This is a genomic window from Streptomyces sp. NPDC001492, from assembly GCF_053597275.1.
Genome location: NZ_JBSFHW010000009.1, coordinates 162,473 through 183,351 on the forward strand (window position 1 = coordinate 162,473; position 20,879 = coordinate 183,351).

The window sequence follows — 20,879 nt, forward strand, 5'->3', positions numbered from 1 at the left end:
ATCGGCGTCCTGGGCAGCGTCAAGAGGTTTCGAACGATGTGCGACAGGTCGAACGAGAGGAGTCGGGATGAATACGGCGACCGTCGTCGGCGCCGGGCCCAACGGTCTGGCCGCCGCCGTCGCCCTGGCCCGGGCCGGCCTGCGGGTCACGGTGCTGGAGGCGGCCGACACGATCGGTGGCGGCACCCGCTCCGGCGAGGCCATCGTGCCGGGACTGCTGCACGACTTCTGCTCGGCCATCCACCCCATGGCCGTCGGCTCGTCGTTCCTGAACGGGCTCGGCCTGGACCGGTACGGGCTGCGGTGGGCGTGGCCGGAGATCGACTGCGTCCATCCGCTCGACGGCGGCACGGCCGGGGTGCTGCACCGCTCGGTGACCGCGACCGCCGCCGGTCTCGGCGCCGACGGCCCGGCCTGGCGGCGGCTGTTCGAGGGCCCTTCGGCGGCGTACGACACCTTCGGCGAGGACATCATGGGCCCGCTCCTGCGCCTTCCCCGGCATCCGCTACGCCTCGCCCGCTTCGGTGTTCCCGCGCTCGCCCCCGCCGCGCTGGTGGCGAAGGCGTTCAGGACCGAGGAGGCCAGGGGTCTGTGGGGCGGCGTCGCCGCGCACGCCTTCCATCCCCTGGAGCGGCCGCTGACCGCGAGTATCGGCCTGGGCATCGTCACCGCGGGCCACTGCTACGGCTGGGCCGTGGCCGAAGGAGGCTCACGCCGTATCACCGACGCCATGGCGGCGCTGCTGCGCGAACTCGGCGGGAGGATCGAGACGGGGGTACGAGTGCGGTCGGTGGCCCAACTCCCGCCCGCGGACGTGACCTTGTGGGACGTGGCACCCACCGCCCTGGCCGACATCCTCGGCGAGCTGCTGCCGCCGCGAACCGCCCGCGCCTACCGGCGCTACCGCTACGGACCGGGCGCGTTCAAGGTCGACTTCGCGGTCGAGGGCGGGGTCCCCTGGCGCGCCGAGGCCGCACGGAGGGCCGGCACGGTGCACCTCGGCGGCACCTACGCCGAGATCGCGGCCGCGGAGCGGGACGTCCATGCCGGGCGGATGCCCGAGCGGCCGTTCGTCCTGGTCGGCCAGCAGTACCTGGCCGACCCGTCACGCTCGGCGGGCGACGTCCACCCCGTGTGGTCGTACGCCCACGTCCCGAACGGCTACACCGGAGACGCCACCGCGGCGATCACCGCCCAGATCGAACGCTTCGCGCCGGGCTTCAGGGCCCGCGTCATCGGCACCGCGGTGCGCACCACGCCCGGCTTCGCCGAGTACAACCCCAACTACGTCGGCGGCAACATCATGACCGGCGCCACGGACATCCCCCAGCTCCTCCTCGGAACGCACCTCACCCTGCACCCCTACGACACCGGAGTCCCCGGCCACTATCTGTGCTCGGCGGCCACCCCGCCCGGCGCCGGCGCCCACGGAATGTGCGGAGCCCATGCCGCAGCCCGAGCCCTGCGGCGGCTGCGCGCGTGACGCCGGGTCCGTGAGGAGTCAGTGCCCGTCCCCCGCCGCCCGTACCAGGGCGTAGAAGAGGCCCTGCTGGGCGGTGTCCTCCGGGTGCCGCTGAACGGCCGTGAACCACCCGCGGGCGTCGGGGAGTTCGAGTCCCTCGGCCGTGCCGTCCGCGGCGCGCGCGGTGACCGTGAGCCCGGCACCAGGGCGGTCCACCCGCTGGTGGTGGCAGCAGGACGCCTCACTGCAGGGTGCCGCCGAGGGCGACGTTGACGACCTGGAGGCCACGGCAGATCGCCAGCAGGGGCAGGCCCAGGTCCAGGGCCGTACGGGCGAGTTCGAGGTCGAAGGCGCCCAGCTCCAGCCAGACGCGCTTGAGGTGGGAGTCGGCCGTGTGGTGCAGGAAGTGGCGGCCCACCGCGGTGGATCCGGTGACCGCCAGGACAGCCACATCGGGGTGCAGCCGATCGCCCGGCCGGCCACTGGTCCGTCGCCGGTCACGACGTTGAGCACGCCCGGCGGTAGCCCCGCCTCGCCGGCGAGCCGGCACGCGGCGTCCCTCGTCCACCACTTCCGCCGCACCGTGACCAGGGACGTGGAGCTGGGCGGCAAGCAGGTCAGGGAGGGCGACAAGGTCGTCATGTGGTTCGCCTCCGGCAACCGTGACGAGGAGGTCTTCGGCAACCCGTACGACGTCGACGTCACCCGGCCCCACAACGACCACGTCACCTTCGGCAAGGGCAGCCCCCCACCTGTGCCTGCGCAACCTGCTCGCCCGCACCGAGATCCGCACCACGTCCGAGGAACTGATCCCCCGTCTCGCGGACATCCGCCTGACCGGTGACGTGCCGCGCGTCAGGTCCAGCTTCGTCAACGGCGTCAAGAGGCTGCCCGTCGAGGTGACCCTGGCCCGAGCGATCACGACGTCATCCCGTAGTGGAGCACACCGCCCGAGGTCAGGACCCCTTCCGGCAGGAAGGGGCCGTTGACGGGCAGCCCGTTCAGGCTCAGGGACCGGACATGGGCGTTCGTGGCCGATGCGTCCGGGGCGAGGAGGGAGAGGGCGACCCCGTTGCCGCGGCGCACGGTGGCGGCCGGGAACAGCGGACCGGCCAGGGCGAGTTGGGAACTCCCCGGGACCTGGGGGTACATGCCCAGACAGGCCCAGACCGCCCATGACGACATCTCGCCCAGGTCGTCGTTGCCGACGAGACCGTCGGGGCGGTCGGTGAAGAGAGTGGTGAGGGCCCGCCGCACGATGTCTTCCGTGCGGTCGGGGCGGCCCGCGTAGTCGTACGCCCAGGGGATGTTGAAGGACGGTTCGTTGCCGAGATAGGCGTACGGCTTGTCCGCGCCGGCGTTGAGCTGGGTGAAGAAGGTGTCGAGACGTGAGGCGGCCGCGGTGGGGCCGCCCATGGCGGTGAACAGGCCCGGCAGGTCGTGCGGCACCAGCCAGGTGTACTGCGCGGCGTTGCCCTCGACGTACTCCCCGTGCTGGGTGGGGGAGAAGGACGGCCAGCTGCCGTCGGCGTTGCGGGGCTGGATGTAGCCGCTCACCGGGTTGAACAGATTGCGCCAGTTGCCGGCGGCGTGGGTGAGGGCCGCCTGGGTCTTGGTGTCGCCGAGGCGTCCGGCCAGATGGGCCAGTGCGGCGTCCGCGATGGCGTACTCCAGCGTGGTGGCCGCACTGCCCCAGACGCCCTTGGTGCCGGCCGGGATGTAGCCGAGGGTGTCGTACTGCTGGTGCCCAGGTCGCTGCCGGTCGTCCTGCCGGCCCGCCACGGCCGCCCGCAGCAGCCCGCGGGCGTCGAAGTCGGTGGCGCCGAAGGCGTGGATGGAGGCGGCCATGGCCGGCAGTGGGTCGCCGACCATGACGCGGGTGCCGCCGTTGGCCACCGTCCAGCGGTCGAAATACCCTGCCTGTCGGCCTTGGTTGAGGATCGACTGGGCGATGTCGGACGCCTCGTGCGGCGCGATCAGGGCGAGCAGCTGGCCCTGGGAACGGTAGACGTCCCAGCCGGAGAAGTCCGCGTACTGCACATGCCCGGGCCGGGTGCGGTGGACCTTGCCGTCCATGCCCCGGTAGCGGCCGTCGGTGTCGCTGAAGGCGCTGGGGTGCAGCAAAGCGTGGTACAGCGCGGTGTAGAACACCCGGCGCTGGGTCTCGGTGCCGCCGCGCACGGCGATCCTGCCCAGCCACTCGTTCCAGCGCTCACGGGCGGCACTGTGCAGCTGGTCGTAGGAGCGCCTGCCCTGCTCCGCGGCGGCGTTGCGGCGGGCGGCGTCGACGTCCACGAAGGACACACCGACCCGTGCGGTCACCGTACGGGTGCCGGGGGCGAAGGACACGTACGCCCCGGAGGTCTTTCCGTCGAGGGGCTCGGTGTGCGCGAAGGGCCGGTCGAAGACGACGTGGAAGTAGAGCCGGTAGCGGTTCGAGGAGTGGCAGAAGCCACCGCTGTCGGTGTAGCCGGACAGGGTGCGCGACCCGATGCTGATCTTCCCGGTGGCCTTGTTGAACGCCCGTCCCGCGTCCACCGTCAGCCCGGCGGGCCGCCCTTCGTGGGCCGGGTAGGTGAACCGGGCGATGCCGGAGCGCTGGGTGACGGAGATCTGCGTACGGATGCCGTTGTCGAACCGGACCCCGTAACTGCCCGGCGAAGCCTCCTCGTTGGCGTGGGAGAAGGTGGCGTGGCGCGCGGCGGGGTCCGGGTCCGGGTGGCCGGTGAGCGGCATGAACGGCACGTTGCCGTAGTCGCTGCAGCCGGCGCCGGAGATGTGGGTGAGGCTGAAACCCCGGATCCGGTTGTCCTTGTACGCGTACCCGCCGTGCTGGCGGGTGACCGTGTCGGGGCTCCACTGGATCCCGCCCAATGCCGCCGAGGCGCCGGGGAAGGTGTTCCCGGCGCCGCCGCCGTGGCCGAAGTCGGTGCCTCCCGGAGCGGTGCCGACGAACGGGTTGACGTAGCCGGCGGGGTCGTCCGTGGCGCGTGCGGGCTCGGCCGTGGCCGGGGCGGCGGACGCCGCCGGGAGCGGCGAGGCCAGCAGCACGGCCGAGGTCAGGGCAGCCGCGACAGGGTGCAGGCGCAAGAAGCTCTCCTCGAGACGGTGGGACGTCGCGGTGGCGTACGACGACGGACTGCCCACCTTCCCGACCGGACGGCGTGGTTGCGCGGCGCCTTGCCGTGGAACGCGCGCGGATCAGGCTCACGGCGCAATGCACCGGAGTGAACGAGGGCGCGCGGGAGGGGAGCTCACACCTCCCGGTGGTCGATGCCCAGCAGGCTCGCCGCGGCCCGGAAATCGGCGCCGTGGCTGCCGACGGCGAGGGACCAGTGGTGGCCGACGCCCGTCGCGCTCCAGGCGTCGACCCATTCGCCGGGGTCGCGGCCGAAGTCGACGCGGCTGGTGGTGTTGCCGATCTCCAGCAGGGGGCCGGGCACGACGGTGCCCTCGGAGGTGATGAACGACAGGCTGCCGTCGGCGTCCTGTCCGAGGCCCAGGAGGGTGACCGGGCCGTGCCGGACGTCGAACTCCACGCTGACGCCCCAGCCACGCTTTCCGTGGTAGACGCCAAGACCGCGCAGCAGCGGGTCACGGGCGCTGACAGCGAGGTGGGCGGGCCCGTCGTGGCCCATCTCCACCACACCGTCCTCGAAGTCGAGGGCCTGGATCTCGGTGAAGGAGCCCCCGGCACCGATGCTCTGCGAGACCAACTGGGCGACGCTGGTGCGCAGTTCGTACTCGCCGGCCGCGGGCACGCCCCGGGCGGTGAGCAGGGAGGCGCCCAGGATCATGCCCGCGCCGAGCCGCTCGTGCAGTTCGCCGTCGAGGCCGCGGTGGTAGTAGGCGAGCGTGTCGAGGCCGAAGTCCTCGACCAGCCGGTCCAGTGCGACGGACACCTTCGCACCCCACGCGAAGTCCTCGTCCGCCACGCTGTCGTCGAGGGTGAAGACCCGGCGGGCCAGCGCCATGCGGTCGCGGGCCTCAGCCTCGGTCACCCGCTCCACCCGTTGTCGCAGGTCGTCGAACTCCAATACCTCCACATGCGAGCCGAAGGTCGTCGGCAGCAGGGTCAGATCGGTCGACACGTCCAGCATGCCGGGATACAGATGCCCCATCAGGCCGTGCCGGGCGTGCCGCAGCGCCGCGCGGACCCGGGCCGCACGGACCCACTGCTCGATGCGCCGCCAGGCGGACTCCTGGCGCAGCCAGCCCGACACCGACCGGAAGGGGATCCCGGCCCGGCGGAAGACATTGCCGACCTCGGGCACCGAGCACTGCGCGCAGTACGCCAGCCAGGCACCCGTGTCGAAGGTGGCGTGGTCCATCCGCTCGGACGGCTGGAGGTCGACGACCAGCACCGGGGTGTGCGAGCGCCGGGCGATCGGCAGCACCATCGACGAGGTCAGATACGTCGTCAGGAACAGCACGATCAGGTCGCAGTCGGCCCGGCGCAGCTCCTCGGCGGCGAGGGCCCCCTCCTCCGCGTCGGAGATGAAACCGACGTCCGTGACCTCCGCGCCCAGCTGCCCGAGCCGCTCGGCCACGTACGCGGCCGACTCCTTCAACTGCGGCAGGAGACCGGGAAACTGTGGCCAGTAGGTGCCGAGCCCGCCCGAGACCAGGCCGACACGGGTCCGGCGCCGCCGCACCGGCGGCAGCAACTCCTGCAGGGACATGGAGTGTTCGGCGGTTGCCATGACTCGGGGTAGCTCCTTCGCAGGTCCACAGTCGGGTTCAAGGGGGCCGGGGCCACTCCCTACGCCCGGGCCACTCCCAGGTCCGCCGGGGCGGCAGCGGCGCCGGGGGAGCGCTGGATGAGGACACGGACGATGTACACGCCCGCGACCGCCGAGGCCGCCATGCAGGCGGTGATCGACCAGAGCAGCACGGAGGCGCTGTACTCCATCAGGGCGGGCGTGACGAAGGCGACGCCCGCGAAGACTCCCCGCGACACGGCGTAGGTGAGGCCCTGGGTGGTACCGCGGGTGTCCGGCGGCAGCGTGAGCTGCGACCACACCTTGTAGCTGGCCTCCCCCGCGAAGGGGTTGGAGATCTGGTAGAGCACGAAGAAGACCAGCATCCCGGCCAGCGCGCCGGCAGTGAGGGAGGCGATGCAGAACGCGACGATCTGCACCACGGTGAAGACGTAGAAGAGGCGGTCGCGCCAGGCGGTGTCGGCCAGCCGGACGAAGACGAGGGTCAGCACGAGCGCGATCGGCAGGAAGGCCAGGTTGATCCCGGTGGCCAGGCTCTGCGAGGCGCCGCTGACCGTGACCAGCAGATAGGTGCCGAACTGCCCGAAGGTGTTGGCGCCGATGCCCCAGGTGACGTAATAGGCGAAGGTCGCCGCCATCGGCAGCAGTGCGGCACGGTTCCACACGTTCTTCAGTTCGATGCCGCGCGGGGCGGCCAGCGCGGCCGCCTCCTGGGCCAGCTCCGTGTCCGACGGCTCGTCGGCCAGGTCGAGCCGGGAGCGCAGCTGCCAGGTGGCCAGGGCGGCGACAGCCAGATGGCCGGTGATGATCCGCGCCCCGGTCATGCCCGTGTCCGACAGCAGATAGCCGAGGAAGATGACGACGACGATGCCCGCCACCCACATGACCTGCGTGAAGGACACCAGACGCGCCCGGCCCTCGGCGGGTGCGGCGTCCGAGACCACGGCCAGGGAGGTCGGCAGGTCGGCGCCGGCCGCGAGCCCCGCCACGAGCACCCCGACGAAGAGCACGATGTCGTTCGGCGCGAGCGTGATGACGACCGCGCCCAGCGCGAAACAGAAGATGTCCCAGTTGTAGACACGGCGGCGCCCGAACATGTCGGCCAGCCGCCCGCCGACCAGGGATCCGACCGCGATGCAGCCGGTGACGATCGCGCTGATCGCGCCCGCCATCCACACGCCCATGTCGTAACTGTCGCGGTAGATGGCCAGGTTGACGGCGATGCTGACGATGAGGGCGGCGTCGAGGTAGGAGGCCATGCCCGACAGGGCCGCCACCTTCCACAGCCGCCAGGGGATGGGTTGTTCCGGGCGTTCGGGAGCGGTCGGGGTTCGGACCATGATGCGACTCCGTCGTCTGGGGATGGGCCGAGCGGAGGGGGACGTGGCGGCTCTGAGGCCGAGTGCAGTGAATATAGGGTCGGAAAAACGTTCCAACAACCCCTCATGCGCCCATTTGCAGGAAGACGCGTCGGCATGCTTCCCGCGTCCGGGATCCGGTGCGAACATTCCAGGTTGTCGGCGACCAGACCCGTGTACTGCATTTTCCCGGGGGTTAACCCCCGGACCCCCCAGCAGAAGAGCAGGACTGCCGGAGTGACCTGCGCAGACATCGTGAGGCAGACACACGTAAAACGTTTTGATCCGTGAGGGAGCCCCAGAGTACTCGGAAGGACCGTGCCCGTGATCTCCTCCGCGCTGCAGCAGCTGTTCGACGACCCGCCCCGGGACTTCGGCCCCACTCCGCTGTGGTGGTGGTCGGGTGCGAAAGTCACCCGCGAGCGCCTCGCCTGGCAGCTGCGCAGGTTCGCCGAGGGCGGCGTCCACAACCTCGTGGTGATCAACCTGGCGCCGGCGGGTCCCGGCTTCGGCGCCCGCGCCGACGATCCGCCGTGGTTCGGCGAGGAGTGGTGGGCACGCTTCACCGACGCCTGCGAGATCGCCCGGGACCTGGGCATGCGTCTGTGGTTCTACGACCAGATCGGGTTCTCCGGCGCCAACGTCCAGGGCGCGGTGACCCGCGTGCATCCCGAGGCGGCCGGCCTCGCGCTGCGCCGCCGCACGGCGCGGGTCTCCAACGGCGCCGTCCCGCTGGGGAGTTCGGAAACCCTGGTCGGCGCGTACTCCGCGGAGGGCCGGCGCCTTCCCGTCACCGGCACCGCGCGGATCGCGGCCACCGACGGCGGCGAGGTGCAGCTCGTCACCGCCGTTCCCACGGCCTTCGACTACCTGGACCCGGGCGCCGTCCGCCTCCTCCTGGAGGCCGTGCACCACGAGTACGACCGGCGCGTCCCCGAGTACCTGGGCAATGTCGTCGCCGGGAGCTTCCAGGACGAACTGCCCGGCACCAACGCCTGGAGCGGCCGCTTCCCGGAGGAGTTCCTCGCCCGTCGCGGCTACGACCTGCTCGATCACCTGCCGGCCCTCTTCCACGACATTCCCGACGCCGCCCGGGCCGCGAAGGTCCGCGCCGACTACTACGCGGTCCGCGCCGAACTCACCGAAGAGGCCCTGTTCAAACCCCTCGCCGCCTGGCACGACGATCGCGGCATGCTCCTGGGCTGCGACCAGAGCCACCCCGCCCGCTCCGGCTTCCCCGCCCAGTCCACACAGATCTACTCGGACTACTTCCGCACCCACCGCTGGTACGGCGCCGCGGGCAGCGACCACCACGGCGACTCCAAGGTCCACTCCTCCATGGCGCACCTCTACGGACACGAGCGCGTGTGGATCGAGGCGTTCCACTCCTCCGGCTGGGGCGGCACCCTGGAGGACACCTACGACTGGCTCCTGCCGTTCCTGCGCAGCGGCGCCAATCTGTACAACCCGCACGCCAGTTACTTCGGCACCGCGGGCGGCTGGTTCGAGTGGGCGCCGCCGTCCACCGACTGGCGCCAGCCCTACTGGCCGCAGTACCCCGCCTTCTCCCGGGCCGTCGCCCGCCTCTGCGCGATCCTGTCCTGGGGCACCTACAGCGCCGACGTGGCGGTCCTGCACCCCACGACCACGATGCAGTCCCTCATCCCGCTGGACGCCCCCGTCAAGCACTTCGGCGACGGCCGCCTCGGCGAGAGCCACCCCGAGGTCGACGAGACCCAGCGCCACTACCTGGACCTGTGCGGCACCAACAACTGGCTGCGGCCCCACATCGGCACCCTGGACCGGCACGGTGTCTCCTACGACGTCGTCGACGACGCCTCGGTGCAGCGGGCCACGCCCGCCGACGGTGCCCTGCGGATCGGGGATCTGGCGTACACCGCGGTGCTGCTGCCCTCGGCGAGCGTCCTGGAACAGGACACGGCACGACGGCTCACCGAACTGCTCGACGCCGGCGGGCGGGTGGTGGCCGTGGGCCGCCCGCCGGCGGCTGCGGCAGGCCTGGCCGGTGACGACGCCGTCGTCGCGGCACTGTGTGCTCATCCCCGGCTGGAGCGGGCGAGTGACGCCGAGGCGGGCGCCGCGGCGGTGGCGGACCCCGCCGGTTACGCGACCGGTGACGTGCCGCTGCTCGTGCGGCGGCAGGGAGAGGACGCGGTCGCCCTGGTGACGGGGGCCTTCCCCGACGCCCGCGCGCATCCGCCCTCGGGCAACCATGGCGTCGACCCCGCCCGCTACGCCCCCACCAAATCCCTCACCGTGCGCGCCCCGGTCGCCGAGGCCGAGGTCTGGAACCCGGCGACCGGTGACCGACGTCCGGCCCGCATCACCGTCGGCGACGGCGTCTCGACCATCGAGGTGCCGCTGGAAGGCGCCCCGGCCGCCCTCGCCGTATGGCGAGAAGGCACCCCGGGGTCCCCGAGTCCCGCACCACCGCCCGCGTCGGTCCGGACCATCGACCTGTCCAGCGGCTGGGAGGGCCGCCTGGCACCCACCATGGACAACACGTGGGGCGACCTCGCGCTGCCCGCCGGGTCGTCCGTGGACGAACCGCAGATCTGGACCATGCGGTGGACCGAGAGCGAGGCCCCCGACGCACGCTGGGAGCAGACCCGGGCGACGTACGGCAACCGGGTACGCGTGCTGCCGCCGGTGCCCACCGCGAAGGCCCCCGACCCGCTCGACCAGGCCTCCGTCGAGCGGGTCCTGGCCGGAGAGCAGCCCCTTGTGCCCTGGGACGAGAGCTGGTCGGTGGCACTGTTCTCGTCGAGCCGTGGGATCCCGGATCCGGACGGGCTGCTGGGCAACAAGGGGCTGGTGAGCGAGGAGTTCGTACGCGTGCCGGTGCCGGGCCGCGGAACCGTCGCCCGGGTCCGGTCGATCGTCGAGACCGACCACCGCGGGCCCGCCGATCTGCACGTCGGCGCGGCAGCCGTCAAGCGGGTGTGGTGGAACGGCGAGAGGCTGCCCACGGACCGCGGATACCTGGCGTCCGCCCGGGTTGAGATCGACCGGCCCCGCAACGTCCTGGAGTACGAACTGTCCGACGCCGAGGACCGCCCCTCGATGATCTCGGCCAAGTCCCAGGCCCCCTTGGGCAGTTACTTCTGTCTTTCTCGTCCCGACGGGTTCGTGCCGCGTCCGCAGTTCATGTGCCTGCCGGAGGGTGTACGGCCGGACGGCGGCGTCACCTACCGGGGCCGACTGCGGCTTTCCGGCAGCGGGGCGCGGGCGGTGCTCGTGGTGGGCGCCGCGGCGGGCGTCACCGTGCTGCTCGACGGCGCGGTCGTGGCGCGGCAGGAGAAGGTCGAGTACTACGAGTCCGACTGGGGCGCGGTGCCGATGTTCTTCCGCCACGAACTGATCCTCCCGGCGGGCGATCACGTCCTCGACGTCGTGGCCGACAGCGTCCGCGCACGCGATGCCGTGTTCGTCGACCTCGTAGCAGGAGCGGGTGTGACCGCGCTGGTGAGCGGAGCCGGCTGGGAGGCCGAGACGGGGCAGTGGCGTGGGCGCACCGTCGAGCACGAGGGCAGGTGGGGCGAGTTGCAGCACTGCCACGCCGCCGTACGACCGCACCCCTTGCCCGACACCGAGTGGCTGACCGGCCGGCCGGTGCTCGGCGCCCCCGTGCTGCCGCTGCGCTCCACCGACGAAGTACGCCCCCGCGCACAGCGTTTCCGCTTCACCGTGCCCCCGGGGACCGTGTCGCTCAGGCTGCCTCTGGCGCTGCCCGCACGGGTGAGGGACGCGGACGGCGCGGAACAGGTCCTCGACGGACAGGAACTGACATTCCCTCAGCCCACCACTGGGACGATGGAGTTCGAGTTGGTCACCGACCCGACCGCCGTGCTGCGCGGCGGCTCCGCCTGGTGGGGGCCGGTGCGCGTGCGTACCGTGGCGGCGCCCCTGCCCCTCGGCAACTGGCAGTCGCTGGGTCTCGGTGCTTGGAGCGGCGGTGTGACGTACTCACGCGAGGTGGAGGTGCCCGCCGGGCCTGATCCGGTGCTCGACCTGGGGCGGGTGCGAGGGAGCGTCGCGGTGCTTCTCGACGGAGAGCCGGTCGGCGCGGCGTTCTGCGCGCCGTACCGTTTCGAGCTGCCCGGTGCCGCGGGGCGCACCGTTCGGATCGATGTGACCGTACACAACACCCTGGCGCCGTATCTCGCCGAAGCCACCCCCACCGCCTGGGCCTTCCCCTCCCAGTTGGCGTCCGGGCTGCTGGGGCCGGTGACGTTGCGGGTCCGGGAATCAGCCGGTGAGTGACCGGGTGGAGTCCCGCAGGACGAGCCCGGGCGCGAACACCCTTGTCTCGTGGGCGTGTTCGGCGCGGGCCTCCACCTCGTCGAGGAGCATCTCCACGGCGGCCCGGCCGAGATCCTCGACGGGCTGCCGGACCGTCGTCAGGGTCGTCCCCACGAAGCTGGCGATGTCGAGGTCGCCGTAACCCACCACCTGCACGTCCTCGGGAACCTTCACATCCCGCTCGGCCAGGCCCCGGCACAGTCCGGCCGCGAGGAAGTCGTTGGTGCAGAACACCCCGTCGGGCAGCTCGTCGAGCCCCCGGGCGATCTCCAGGCCGTACGCCACCGTCATCTCCTCGGCGACCACCTGGCCCAGCCGGGCCTCGCGCCGGGTGCGCACGGCCTGCCGGGCGCCCTGGTAGCGGTCGGCGCACTGCCGTATCGACCGTTCGCCGTTCACGACGAGGATGTCGCGCGCCCCGCACTCCAGGAGGTGCTGCACGGCGATGCGGCCACCGGCGATGTCGTCGACGGAGACGGAGCAGCCGTCCTGCGCGGGCATCGCACGGTCCGCCAGCACCAGGGGAATGCCCCGCTCGCGCAGCCGTGTCAGCCGGGTGGGGTCGGCGCTGAGCGGGACGACCACGGCACCGACGGCGCGCTGTTCCACGAGCATGGTGAAGTAGCCCTGCTCGCGCTCCGGGGCGTCCCCGCTGTGGCAGAGGACGAGGGAGTAGCCGTGGTCGTAGGCGGCGTCGGCGGCGCCCCGCGCGATGCGGGCGTAGAAGGAGTTGGTCACGTCGGGCAGGACCAGGCCGATCGAGGACGTGTGGCCGGTGCGCAGTCCCGCGGCGCCCGGGTGGGGCACGTAGTCGAGCGCCGCGACCGCGTCGCGGACCCGCTCGGCGGTGGCCGCGTTGACGCGCTCCGGGCGGTTCAGCACGTTCGACACCGTCGACACCGACACTCCGGCGGCGGCTGCGACGTCCTGGATCCGGGCGGGGCGAACCGGGATGGCGTCCACCCCCCCTCGCTGTGACAGCCGTGCGACCAGGCACGACGTGGTCCTCATGGGCGACGCAAGTCTACCCTGATGGCGGCTAAAACGTTTTTATCCCGGAGGACCGCCGGGCGCTCCTGCACGCCCTCGCCTGACCAGCATCAGCACGCCATCCGCGCTCGTCCACGGCCCGTGCTCCATTCCCGGATGCCGGTACGCGTACATCCCCGCGGTGAACGTCTCGCCGAGGCGCAGGTCGGTCAGTGAACCGTCGACGAGGTACACCTCCTCGAAGTAGTCGTGCCGGACGCTGCCCTGCGCGCTGGTGTCCGTCCCTGGCTCGTACCGTTGCAGCACGGTGGCGTCCCCGGTCTGCGGATCCTCGGCCAGCAGCTGCTCCCACACGCCCTCGGCCGCTCCGGGCGGCCGCAGCCAGGGGGCCTCGGGACGGTGGAACTCGGACTGCGGTCTGCTCATGGGCCGTGCTCCTCACTGTGTCCTCCGAGTTCAGCACGGACGCCGCCCCATTCACCCTCCGTCGCACCGTCCGACACTCGACGTGATCGGCAGGTCGCCGACTGTGCTGGACCCCTTCGAGGTGGGACGCTGGGACGAGAGGCAACCGCCGAGGGCACTCGGGAGGGCCCGATGGGACGTGACGTACCTGCCCTGGTGTTCACGCGCGAGGACCGCCGCCGCTACCGGGACAAGATGCACCTCTGTCTCGACGTGCTGGCGCAGATGCTGCGCGAGTCGGGCTTCGAGAGCGAGCGTCCCCAGGTCGGGCTGGAGATCGAGCTCAATCTGGTGGACGGCGAGGGACGGCCCGCGATGCGGAACACCGAGGTGCTCCAGGCGATCGCCGACCCCGCCTGGTCGAGTGAGCTCGGCCGCTTCAACCTGGAGATCAACATCCCGCCCCGGCAGCTGACGGCCGGTGGCCCCGGTGCCTGGGAGCAGGAAATCCGCGACGCGCTCAACCACGCCGAGGAACGCGCCTCCGCGGTGGGCGCACACATGATCATGATCGGGATTCTGCCCACGCTGGGGGAGTCGGACGTGGGCGAGTCCGCCCTGTCCGGGGATCCGCGGTACAAGCTGCTCAACGAGCAGATCTTCGCGGCACGCGGCGAGGACCTGCGGATCCGGGTGGACGGTGTGGAGCGCCTGTCGATGTACGCCGACGCCATCACGCCCGAGGCCGCCTGCACCAGCACCCAGTTCCATCTGCAGGTCGCCCCGAAGGAGTTCGCGCCCTACTGGAACGCGGCCCAGGCCATCGCGGGCGTACAGATCGCCCTGGCCGCCAACTCGCCCTTCCTCTTCGGCCGGGAGCTGTGGCGCGAGACCCGCATCCCCCTGTTCGAGCAGGCCACCGACACCCGCCCGCAGGAGATCAAGGCCCAAGGCGTACGGCCGCGGGTGTGGTTCGGCGAGCGGTGGATCACCAGCGTCTTCGACCTCTTCGAGGAGAACGTCCGGTACTTCCCCGCCCTGCTGCCGCTGTGCGACGAGGAGGACCCGCAGGCGACGCTCGACGCCGGCGGCGTCCCGCAACTGGGCGAACTGACGCTGCACAACGGCACGATCTACCGCTGGAACCGCCCCGTGTACGCCGTCACCGACAGCGGCCCGCATCTGCGCATCGAGAACCGCGTCCTGCCGGCGGGGCCCACCGTGGCCGACATCATCGCCAACGGCGCCCTCTACTACGGACTGACCCGTGCCCTGGTCGACGAGGACCGGCCGGTGTGGACGCGGATGTCCTTCGCGGTGGCCGAGGAGAACCTGCACGCGGCCGCCCGCGACGGCATCGACGCCCGCCTGTACTGGCCCGGCGTGGGCGAAGTCCCGGTCACGGAACTGGTGTTGCGGCGCCTGCTGCCGCTGGCCCACCGGGGCCTGGAACTGGCCGGCATGGACGCGACCTGGCGCGAACCCCTGCTCGGCATCATCGAACAGCGCTGCGTCACGGCCCGCAACGGCGCCCTGTGGCAGGCGGAGACGGTCCACCACCTGGAGAAGACCGGCACCGACCGCCAGGAGGCGCTGCGCCGGATGACCATCACATACATGGACTACATGCACCTGAACGCGCCCGCGCACACCTGGCCGGTTGACTGACGCGGTGGACGTTCGCCGTGCTGTCACGACTGCTCGTCGACGACGCCGCCCCCGCACTCGGCCGCCGCGGGCATGAACCCGTACTCGGCCGCGTACGCCGCCATACGGGCGTCGCGTGCCTCGGCCTCGGGGCCGTCCGGCAGGTGGAACTCGTCGCCCGCCGCAGACTCGGCGTCGCGGCGAGTCCCCCGATGCCCGCCCCCACGACGATCGCTCTCATGGCACGACCTCACTTCGACGAACGCGCGGTCCGCGCATCGGTCAAGTGTCAACACCTCGGCTCCGCGCGGCACTTAGGGAAACTGGCCACCTGCGTCACCAGGTCAATTCGACCGTGACTTCGACCCCACCCGTAAGGTAATGTAAAAGCAAAGGAACTTTCGGTGTATGGCAAAGGAGGCAACGGTGTTCGATCTTCGGACTGAGGCGGAGATGAGGCTGCACTCGGAGAAGACGGCCAGGGAACTCGCCCTGAAGAAGCAGCGTGAGGAGATCGGGACGGCTCCCGGCGTCGCCGGCGAGGAGAGCGCGACCGCTGAAACGCAGCCGCCACCGACGTAGCGTGCCGGTCGGACCCCCCTGTCGGAGGGTGGCTGACCTGGGTCTTGTGTGTGGGGCGGCGCGATGGAACGCTTCCTGTCCACGGTCGGCAGGGGAGCGTACGGATGGACCTGGAGCTTCGGCACCTACGCGTCCTGTGTGCGATCGCCGATGCGGGGAGCGTGGGCCGCGCCGCCTCGGACCTCGGCTACTCACAACCCGCCCTGAGCACCCAACTCCGGCGGATCGAGCGCTACTTCGGGCAGTCGCTGTTCGAGCGCGGGGCCAAGGGCGTCAGGCCGACACGGTACGGCGCCGAGGTCGTCGCCCAGGCCCGCGACGTCCTGACCCGGGCCGCGGCGATCGGATGCCGTCCGGTCGCCGATGCCACGAGCACCCGCAGGACCCTGCGCGTCGCGGCGACCAACTCGCCGGTGCTGTCCGGCATGGTCTCGCGCGTCCGAAGCCGACTGCCGGACCTCACCCTCGCCGTCAGCAGTGTGTACGCCTCCTCGCGGATCGTCGAACTCCTGGAGGACGGCGAAGTCGACGTGGCCGTCGCTGCGGACTATCCGGGGATGGAGCTGAAGCATGCGGACACGGTGACCCACCGAGGGATCGTCACCGAGCCCACCTTCGTGGCGCTGCCCACCCGCCATCCCCTCGGACGCCGCGCCCAGGTCTCGCTCGCCGATCTGGCCGAGGACGCCTGGTTCCTGACACCGGACGACGGGGCCGGCTGGCCGGGCGTCTTCTACACGGCCTGCGCCGCGGCCGGGTTCTCTCCGGTTGCCGTCCATGAATTCCTCGGTGACCAACTGCAGTTGCAGAGCATGATCGCCGACGGCCTCGGGGTGTCCGTCGTGCAGGCGACGTTGCGGCCGATCCCGGACGTGGTGATCAAACCGCTGATCGGTACGCCGCTGTGGTGCCGCTATGTGCTGGCCTGGCGGCGTGACACGGTTGCCGAGGACGTGGCGGAGGAGCTGTTCCACTCCGCCGGTTCCGCATACCGCGAACTCGCCGAGAGGTCACCGCACTTGAGGGCGTGGGCTGCGCGCACTTGGCGGGCGAGCGGGGCGTAGCCGGAACCGGGGCGGCCCGTGGGTCGGCCGGGTGTTATGGCCGGCCGCGGCACAGTGCTATGTCACATTCCATTGTTGGAGGCAGTCGCCGCTGAGATGGTGCCTCACGCGCCTCAACACCCGTATCGAGGCGCATCCTTCCGCAGAGGAGTCCAGAGATGCGCTACCTCTTCGCGCTGCCCAGACGCGCCGTCGTCACTCTCGCCGTCTGCATCACCCTCGCGGGCCTGCTGTCGGTGCCGGCGCTCGCGGCACCCCCCGCCCGGTACGGCGCCACTCCCACGACACCGGCGGGGAAGACCCCGCCGCCCACCGGCTCGACCGCCACCGCAGCCGACCGGCCCGCCGTACAGGGCCGCCCGTACACCACGGCTCAGCTACCGCCGTCGAGGCCGGCTCCCGCCCGAGTCCGGTCCGCCACGGAGACCGGACCGAAGTCCCAACCGAAGCCGGTCTCGTGCACCCCGGCCGACTTCGCAAGCAGGACCGGTTCAGCGCTCGTCACCTTCGTCGAAGCCTCGACCACGGGCTGCGTCAACACCCTGTTCGCCGTGACGGGCACAGACGCCCGCGACATCTTCCGCCAGTCCCAGATGGTCACCGTGGCGAAGGCCTTCACACGAGAGGCGCGGCGCTACGGGGGCGACAACTCCTTCGGGGTGTGGCAGCTCGTCCTGTTCCTGAGGGCCGGCTACTACGTCCAGTTCAACCACCCGTCCGACGTCGGGCCCTACGGTGCGGCCCTGGCCCAGGCCACCACCCGTGGCCTGGACGCCTTCTTCGCCAACCGGCGCTCCCGGGACGTCACCGCGGCGAACGGCGACGTACTGGGCGAGACCGTCATCCTCACCGACAGCGCCGACCAGCAGGCCCGCTACCTGAGCGCCTATCAGCGGCTGCTCAACGCCTACGACCGCTCCTACGACGCGGTCCCCAGCATGCTCACCGCCGTCAACGCCGTCTACACCCCGCTCTGGCGCGGCAACTGGAACCCGGACTACGTCAAGGCCGTGACCGCCGACCCGGGCATCGCCCGGACGCTGCACGGGTTCGCGCTGAGGCACGTCGACCTGCTCGGCACCGACCGCGCCTACCTGGACTCCAACGCCGGGATGAACCTCGCCCGTTACGTCGAACACACCGCGCTGCGCGCCACGGTCCAGCCGCTGACCAAGGACCTGCTGAACAGCTCGGAGATCACCGGTCCCACAGCCGGCCTGTGGGTCGCGGTGGCGACCCAGGCCGACTACTACGACCGCCCCGACTGCTCGTACTACGACATCTGCGACCTGACCGCCCGGCTGACCGACGCGGCCCTGCCCCTCACCCACAGCTGCGACGCGACCCACACCGTCCGGGCCCAGGCGCTCACCTCCGCCGACCTCGACGCCGTATGCGCCGACCTCGGCGCCCAGGACCCGTACTTCCACGAGCTGGTCAAGGACGACGGCCCCATACCCGGCCAGTACCTGTCGACGGTGCAGCTCGTCGTCTTCGCCAGCCGCGCGGACTACCAGACCTACGCCGGGGCGATCTACGGCGTCAGCACGGACAACGGGGGCATCACGCTGACGGGAGACCCGGCCGACCCCGCCAACCAGCCGCTCTCGATCATGTACCAGAAGCCCTCCGACGACGGCTTCACGGCCCGCGTCTGGAACCTCAACCACGAGTACACGCACCTCCTCGACGCCCGCTTCGACATGCAGGGCGACTTCACCCGGCAGACATCGGTGCCGGACGTCTGGTGGATCGAGGGCCTGGCCGAATACGTCTCCTACGGCTACCGGGGCATCACCGACGAGCAGGCGGTCGCCGAGGCGGGCAAGCACACCTACCGGCTGAGCACGCTGTTCCAGAACACCTACGCCAACAGCGACGTGATCCGCACCTACCCCTGGGGCTATCTCGCCGTCCGCTACATGGTCGAGAACCACCCGGCGGACATCCAGCGCATGCTCGCCCGCTTCCGCGCCGGCGACTACCCGGGCGGATACGCCGTCTACACCTCCGACATCGGTACCCGCTACGACGCCGGCTTCGACCAGTGGCTCACGGCGTGCGCCGCCGGCGCCTGCTCCGACACGCCCGCCCCCAGAAGGCGTAGCGCGCCGGTGATGTAGGCCGGACGGGGCTGTGGCCAGTGCTGGGGCGCGAGCGGCGTGCTGAATGCGCGGCGCAGGTCGTGGTGCCGGACTCCCTGCGGATGCGCTGCGGGCCGAAATGGAGTAGAGAGCGCCCAAGATCCCAAATTACTACTTAGTGCATGTATATGCTCACATTAAGTAGTCAACCCAGGGCTTCGCGCCCAGGTGAGAAAGGGTCAACCATGCGCAAGTTTCAGCGCGCTGCGGTCGTAGCCGCAGCGGTCGCGGGGCTGTCTGTTCTCGGTGTGGGTGTCGGCTTCGCCGACGATGCCGACGGGCCGCGGCAGGCCACCGAAGTCACCCCGCATTGGCACTTCGCGCCGGTGGAGAGTTCCAAGAAGGCGACTCCGGAGCAGGCGCCCAGATACACCGTGCCGGAGCTGGATCTCAATCGGTTCATCGATGCGTTCGTCGCCCCGGTCTCCAAGGATTCGAGCCAGAAGTAGCCAGGCGTCACAGGGGCGAGCGGCTCCGTAGTCCGCACCCTGGTCGGCCCACATCCGTCAGAGCAGCTGAGGCAGCCCGGACGCGCTGAACCCCGTCGGGGTGCGCGCCTGGGCTGCTGCGTTTTCCGCACTTCCGCATTGTTCAGGGCCCGGGGTCCTCGCCGGTCGACGGCGAGGGGATCCGGGCCTCGACCGTGCCCGGCAGCCGGCACACGTCCCGTCCCCCGGAGAGCCGGAACGGAAAGAGCCCCGCCAAGGGGAAAACAATCGTCTGTATTCACGAATGAACGGACCCGGAGGTTCCCCGTCCGGCATTTCTGCTTTCTGGGTCGCGGCGGCCGACCGGGTTTTTCCGGGCAAGCGAAAACCCCGGTGCCCCGGCTTGCGGCCGGGGCACCGGGGCGAGCTTTTTCCTACTTACCGCCGACGCTGTTGTTGCAGCCCATGGACGAGCCCAGCGAGGTCGACTGTGCGCCCTCGTTGCCCTCGCCGTTCAGCGCGCCGCCCAGCAGGCCGTTGAGCAGTCCGACCTGGCCGAGGATGTCCAGGTTCAGGTCGTGTGACCTGCAGGTGGTGCTCTGCAGGACGGTGGTGCCGCCGCCGCCCTTGCCGCCGCCGTCGTGGGCCTGAGCGGTGCCGGCACCCAGGAGGCCGACGCTGACGGCGGCGACCAGGACGGCAGCCTTGCGAAGCTGGTGCATGTCATCTCCGGTGGAGTGAAGTGGATGCGACCTGCGATAGATCGACTTCGTGCAGTTGTGGAGGTTAATAAGAAATATCCCCGGAACATCCGGCGGCGCGCCGAATTCGGGAAATCACTCACTACCTTGGTCGATGGCCGGAAATACGCCTTGCGAGTGAACCGCGACGTAATCAGATATTGAAATCCGCCAACTTGGCCGGGCATCGGGCGAGTTGTTGCGCGCCCTGTGCGCCTGACGCACGCTGGTCATATGGGTGAGCACGACGGCCCGACGCTGATCACCTCCGTCCAGCGGGCCTTCCGGCTGCTGGAGGCGGTGAGCGCGCACGAGAACGGCGCGCCGGCGAAACAGCTGGCACGGGAGACGGGGCTGCCCCTGGCCACCGCCTATCACCTGCTGCGGACGCTGGTCCACGACGGATACCTGCGCAAGCTGGGCGACGGCGGGTTCGTGCTCGGCGACACACTGCAGACACTGCAGACCACGGGCCGTGGACAGGCACTGCTCAGCCGGGTCCGCCCCGCACTCGCCGCACTGCGGGACGAGTTCGCCACCGCCGCCTACCTCACCTTCTACGAGGACGGCGAGATCCGCGTCGCCGAGATCGTCGACAGTGCCCGGGCACCCCGTGTCGATCTGTGGGTGGGGTTCGAGGACGCGGGGCACGCCACCGCGCTGGGCAAGTCCGTGCTGCGGGAACTGGACGACGAGGCCCGCAGGGACTACCTGTCCCGCCATCACCTCGCCGACCTCACCCCCCGGACGATCACCAGCCGACCGGAGCTGCTCCGGCGGCTGGACACCTCGCCCGTGGCCCCGGCCGTCACGGACCTGGAGGAGTACAGCCTCGGCACGGTCTGCGTCGCCGTCCCCGTCTACAGCGGCGACACCCTCGGCTCGCTCGGCGTCTCGATGCCGGCGGAGCGGCTCTCCCGGCTGCCGGAGATCCGGGCGCGGCTGCTCCCGACGGCGGACCGCGTGACGAGGAGCCTGTCGCTCACTATCTGAAAATCCTCTGCTTGTGACGGCC

16 protein-coding genes and 2 pseudogenes are annotated in these 20,879 nt (G+C 71.0%); 9 read left to right on the forward strand and 9 right to left on the reverse strand.

All coding sequences use genetic code 11. The features are described from left to right. Window positions 1–67 precede the first annotated feature (67 nt). A complete protein-coding gene (locus tag ACWC1K_RS14540) occupies window positions 68–1,483 on the forward strand; it encodes a phytoene desaturase family protein (RefSeq protein WP_450831336.1) in 1,416 nt (471 codons plus the stop codon). An 18-nt stretch (window positions 1,484–1,501) separates the two neighbouring features. Here ACWC1K_RS14540 and ACWC1K_RS14545 read toward each other — a convergent pair whose 3' ends face one another. Beyond that, window positions 1,502–1,678, reverse strand: coding sequence for a gamma-glutamyl-gamma-aminobutyrate hydrolase family protein (locus ACWC1K_RS14545; protein WP_450831337.1), 177 nt, complete (start codon window positions 1,676–1,678; stop codon window positions 1,502–1,504). Window positions 1,679–1,703: 25 nt separating this feature from the next. Further along, a pseudogene (locus tag ACWC1K_RS14550) lies at window positions 1,704–2,008 on the reverse strand (aldehyde dehydrogenase family protein); the annotation flags it as partial. 7 nt (window positions 2,009–2,015) lie between these two features. Between ACWC1K_RS14550 and ACWC1K_RS14555 the strand changes: the two are divergent. Beyond that, a pseudogene (locus tag ACWC1K_RS14555) lies at window positions 2,016–2,373 on the forward strand (cytochrome P450); the annotation flags it as partial. Window positions 2,374–2,380: 7 nt separating this feature from the next. Here ACWC1K_RS14555 and ACWC1K_RS14560 read toward each other — a convergent pair. From ACWC1K_RS14560 to ACWC1K_RS14570, 3 genes are all read right to left on the reverse strand, one after another. After that, entirely contained in the window at window positions 2,381–4,552 is a 2,172-nt protein-coding gene (locus ACWC1K_RS14560; protein WP_450831338.1) for a GH92 family glycosyl hydrolase, read from the reverse strand. Between the two features lie 164 nt (window positions 4,553–4,716). Next, entirely contained in the window at window positions 4,717–6,165 is a 1,449-nt protein-coding gene (locus ACWC1K_RS14565; RefSeq protein ID WP_450831340.1) for an arabinose isomerase, read from the reverse strand. A gap of 59 nt (window positions 6,166–6,224) precedes the next feature. Beyond that, window positions 6,225–7,523 carry an MFS transporter gene (locus tag ACWC1K_RS14570; RefSeq protein WP_450831341.1) on the reverse strand — a complete coding sequence of 433 codons (1,299 nt, stop codon included), beginning with the start codon at window positions 7,521–7,523 and terminating at the stop codon, window positions 6,225–6,227. Window positions 7,524–7,865: 342 nt separating this feature from the next. Between ACWC1K_RS14570 and ACWC1K_RS14575 the strand changes: the two genes are divergently transcribed. Next, window positions 7,866–11,825 (forward strand): glycosyl hydrolase, encoded by a 3,960-nt coding sequence (locus ACWC1K_RS14575; RefSeq protein WP_450831343.1) that lies wholly within the window; start codon window positions 7,866–7,868, stop codon window positions 11,823–11,825. Here ACWC1K_RS14575 and ACWC1K_RS14580 read toward each other — a convergent pair. Next, the gene (locus ACWC1K_RS14580; RefSeq protein ID WP_450831487.1) at window positions 11,811–12,827 is read right to left on the reverse strand and encodes a LacI family DNA-binding transcriptional regulator; all 1,017 of its coding nucleotides are present in this window, start codon (window positions 12,825–12,827) and stop codon (window positions 11,811–11,813) included. The genes ACWC1K_RS14575 and ACWC1K_RS14580 overlap by 15 nt on opposite strands. Before the next feature lie 87 nt (window positions 12,828–12,914). Then, window positions 12,915–13,280 carry a cupin domain-containing protein gene (locus ACWC1K_RS14585; protein WP_450831344.1) on the reverse strand — a complete coding sequence of 122 codons (366 nt, stop codon included), beginning with the start codon at window positions 13,278–13,280 and terminating at the stop codon, window positions 12,915–12,917. A 171-nt stretch (window positions 13,281–13,451) separates the two neighbouring features. On the opposite strand from ACWC1K_RS14585, the gene ACWC1K_RS14590 reads away from it, so the two are divergent. Further along, a complete protein-coding gene (locus ACWC1K_RS14590) occupies window positions 13,452–14,927 on the forward strand; it encodes a glutamate--cysteine ligase (RefSeq protein ID WP_450831345.1) in 1,476 nt (491 codons plus the stop codon). 23 nt (window positions 14,928–14,950) lie between these two features. On the opposite strand, the gene ACWC1K_RS14595 is transcribed toward ACWC1K_RS14590, so the two are convergent. Further along, window positions 14,951–15,199, reverse strand: a complete 249-nt coding sequence (locus ACWC1K_RS14595; RefSeq protein ID WP_450831347.1) for a hypothetical protein — start codon at window positions 15,197–15,199, stop codon at window positions 14,951–14,953. 115 nt (window positions 15,200–15,314) lie between these two features. Here ACWC1K_RS14595 and ACWC1K_RS14600 point away from each other — a divergent pair, with 115 nt between their 5' ends. From ACWC1K_RS14600 to ACWC1K_RS14615, 4 genes are all read left to right on the forward strand, one after another. Continuing rightward, window positions 15,315–15,488, forward strand: coding sequence for a hypothetical protein (locus ACWC1K_RS14600; protein WP_450831348.1), 174 nt, complete (start codon window positions 15,315–15,317; stop codon window positions 15,486–15,488). A 104-nt stretch (window positions 15,489–15,592) separates the two neighbouring features. Further along, the gene (locus ACWC1K_RS14605) at window positions 15,593–16,552 is read left to right on the forward strand and encodes a LysR family transcriptional regulator (protein WP_450831350.1); all 960 of its coding nucleotides are present in this window, start codon (window positions 15,593–15,595) and stop codon (window positions 16,550–16,552) included. 158 nt (window positions 16,553–16,710) lie between these two features. Then, a complete protein-coding gene (locus ACWC1K_RS14610) occupies window positions 16,711–18,675 on the forward strand; it encodes a collagenase (protein ID WP_450831352.1) in 1,965 nt (654 codons plus the stop codon). A gap of 206 nt (window positions 18,676–18,881) precedes the next feature. Then, the gene (locus ACWC1K_RS14615) at window positions 18,882–19,145 is read left to right on the forward strand and encodes a hypothetical protein (protein WP_450831353.1); all 264 of its coding nucleotides are present in this window, start codon (window positions 18,882–18,884) and stop codon (window positions 19,143–19,145) included. A 413-nt stretch (window positions 19,146–19,558) separates the two neighbouring features. Here the strand turns inward: ACWC1K_RS14615 and ACWC1K_RS14620 are convergent, their stop codons facing one another. After that, on the reverse strand, window positions 19,559–19,846 hold the full coding sequence (locus tag ACWC1K_RS14620) for a hypothetical protein (protein ID WP_115914413.1): 288 nt from the start codon (window positions 19,844–19,846) through the stop codon (window positions 19,559–19,561). 252 nt (window positions 19,847–20,098) lie between these two features. Between ACWC1K_RS14620 and ACWC1K_RS14625 the strand changes: the two genes are divergently transcribed. Beyond that, window positions 20,099–20,857, forward strand: a complete 759-nt coding sequence (locus ACWC1K_RS14625) for an IclR family transcriptional regulator (RefSeq protein WP_450831355.1) — start codon at window positions 20,099–20,101, stop codon at window positions 20,855–20,857. Window positions 20,858–20,879: the final 22 nt, after the last annotated feature.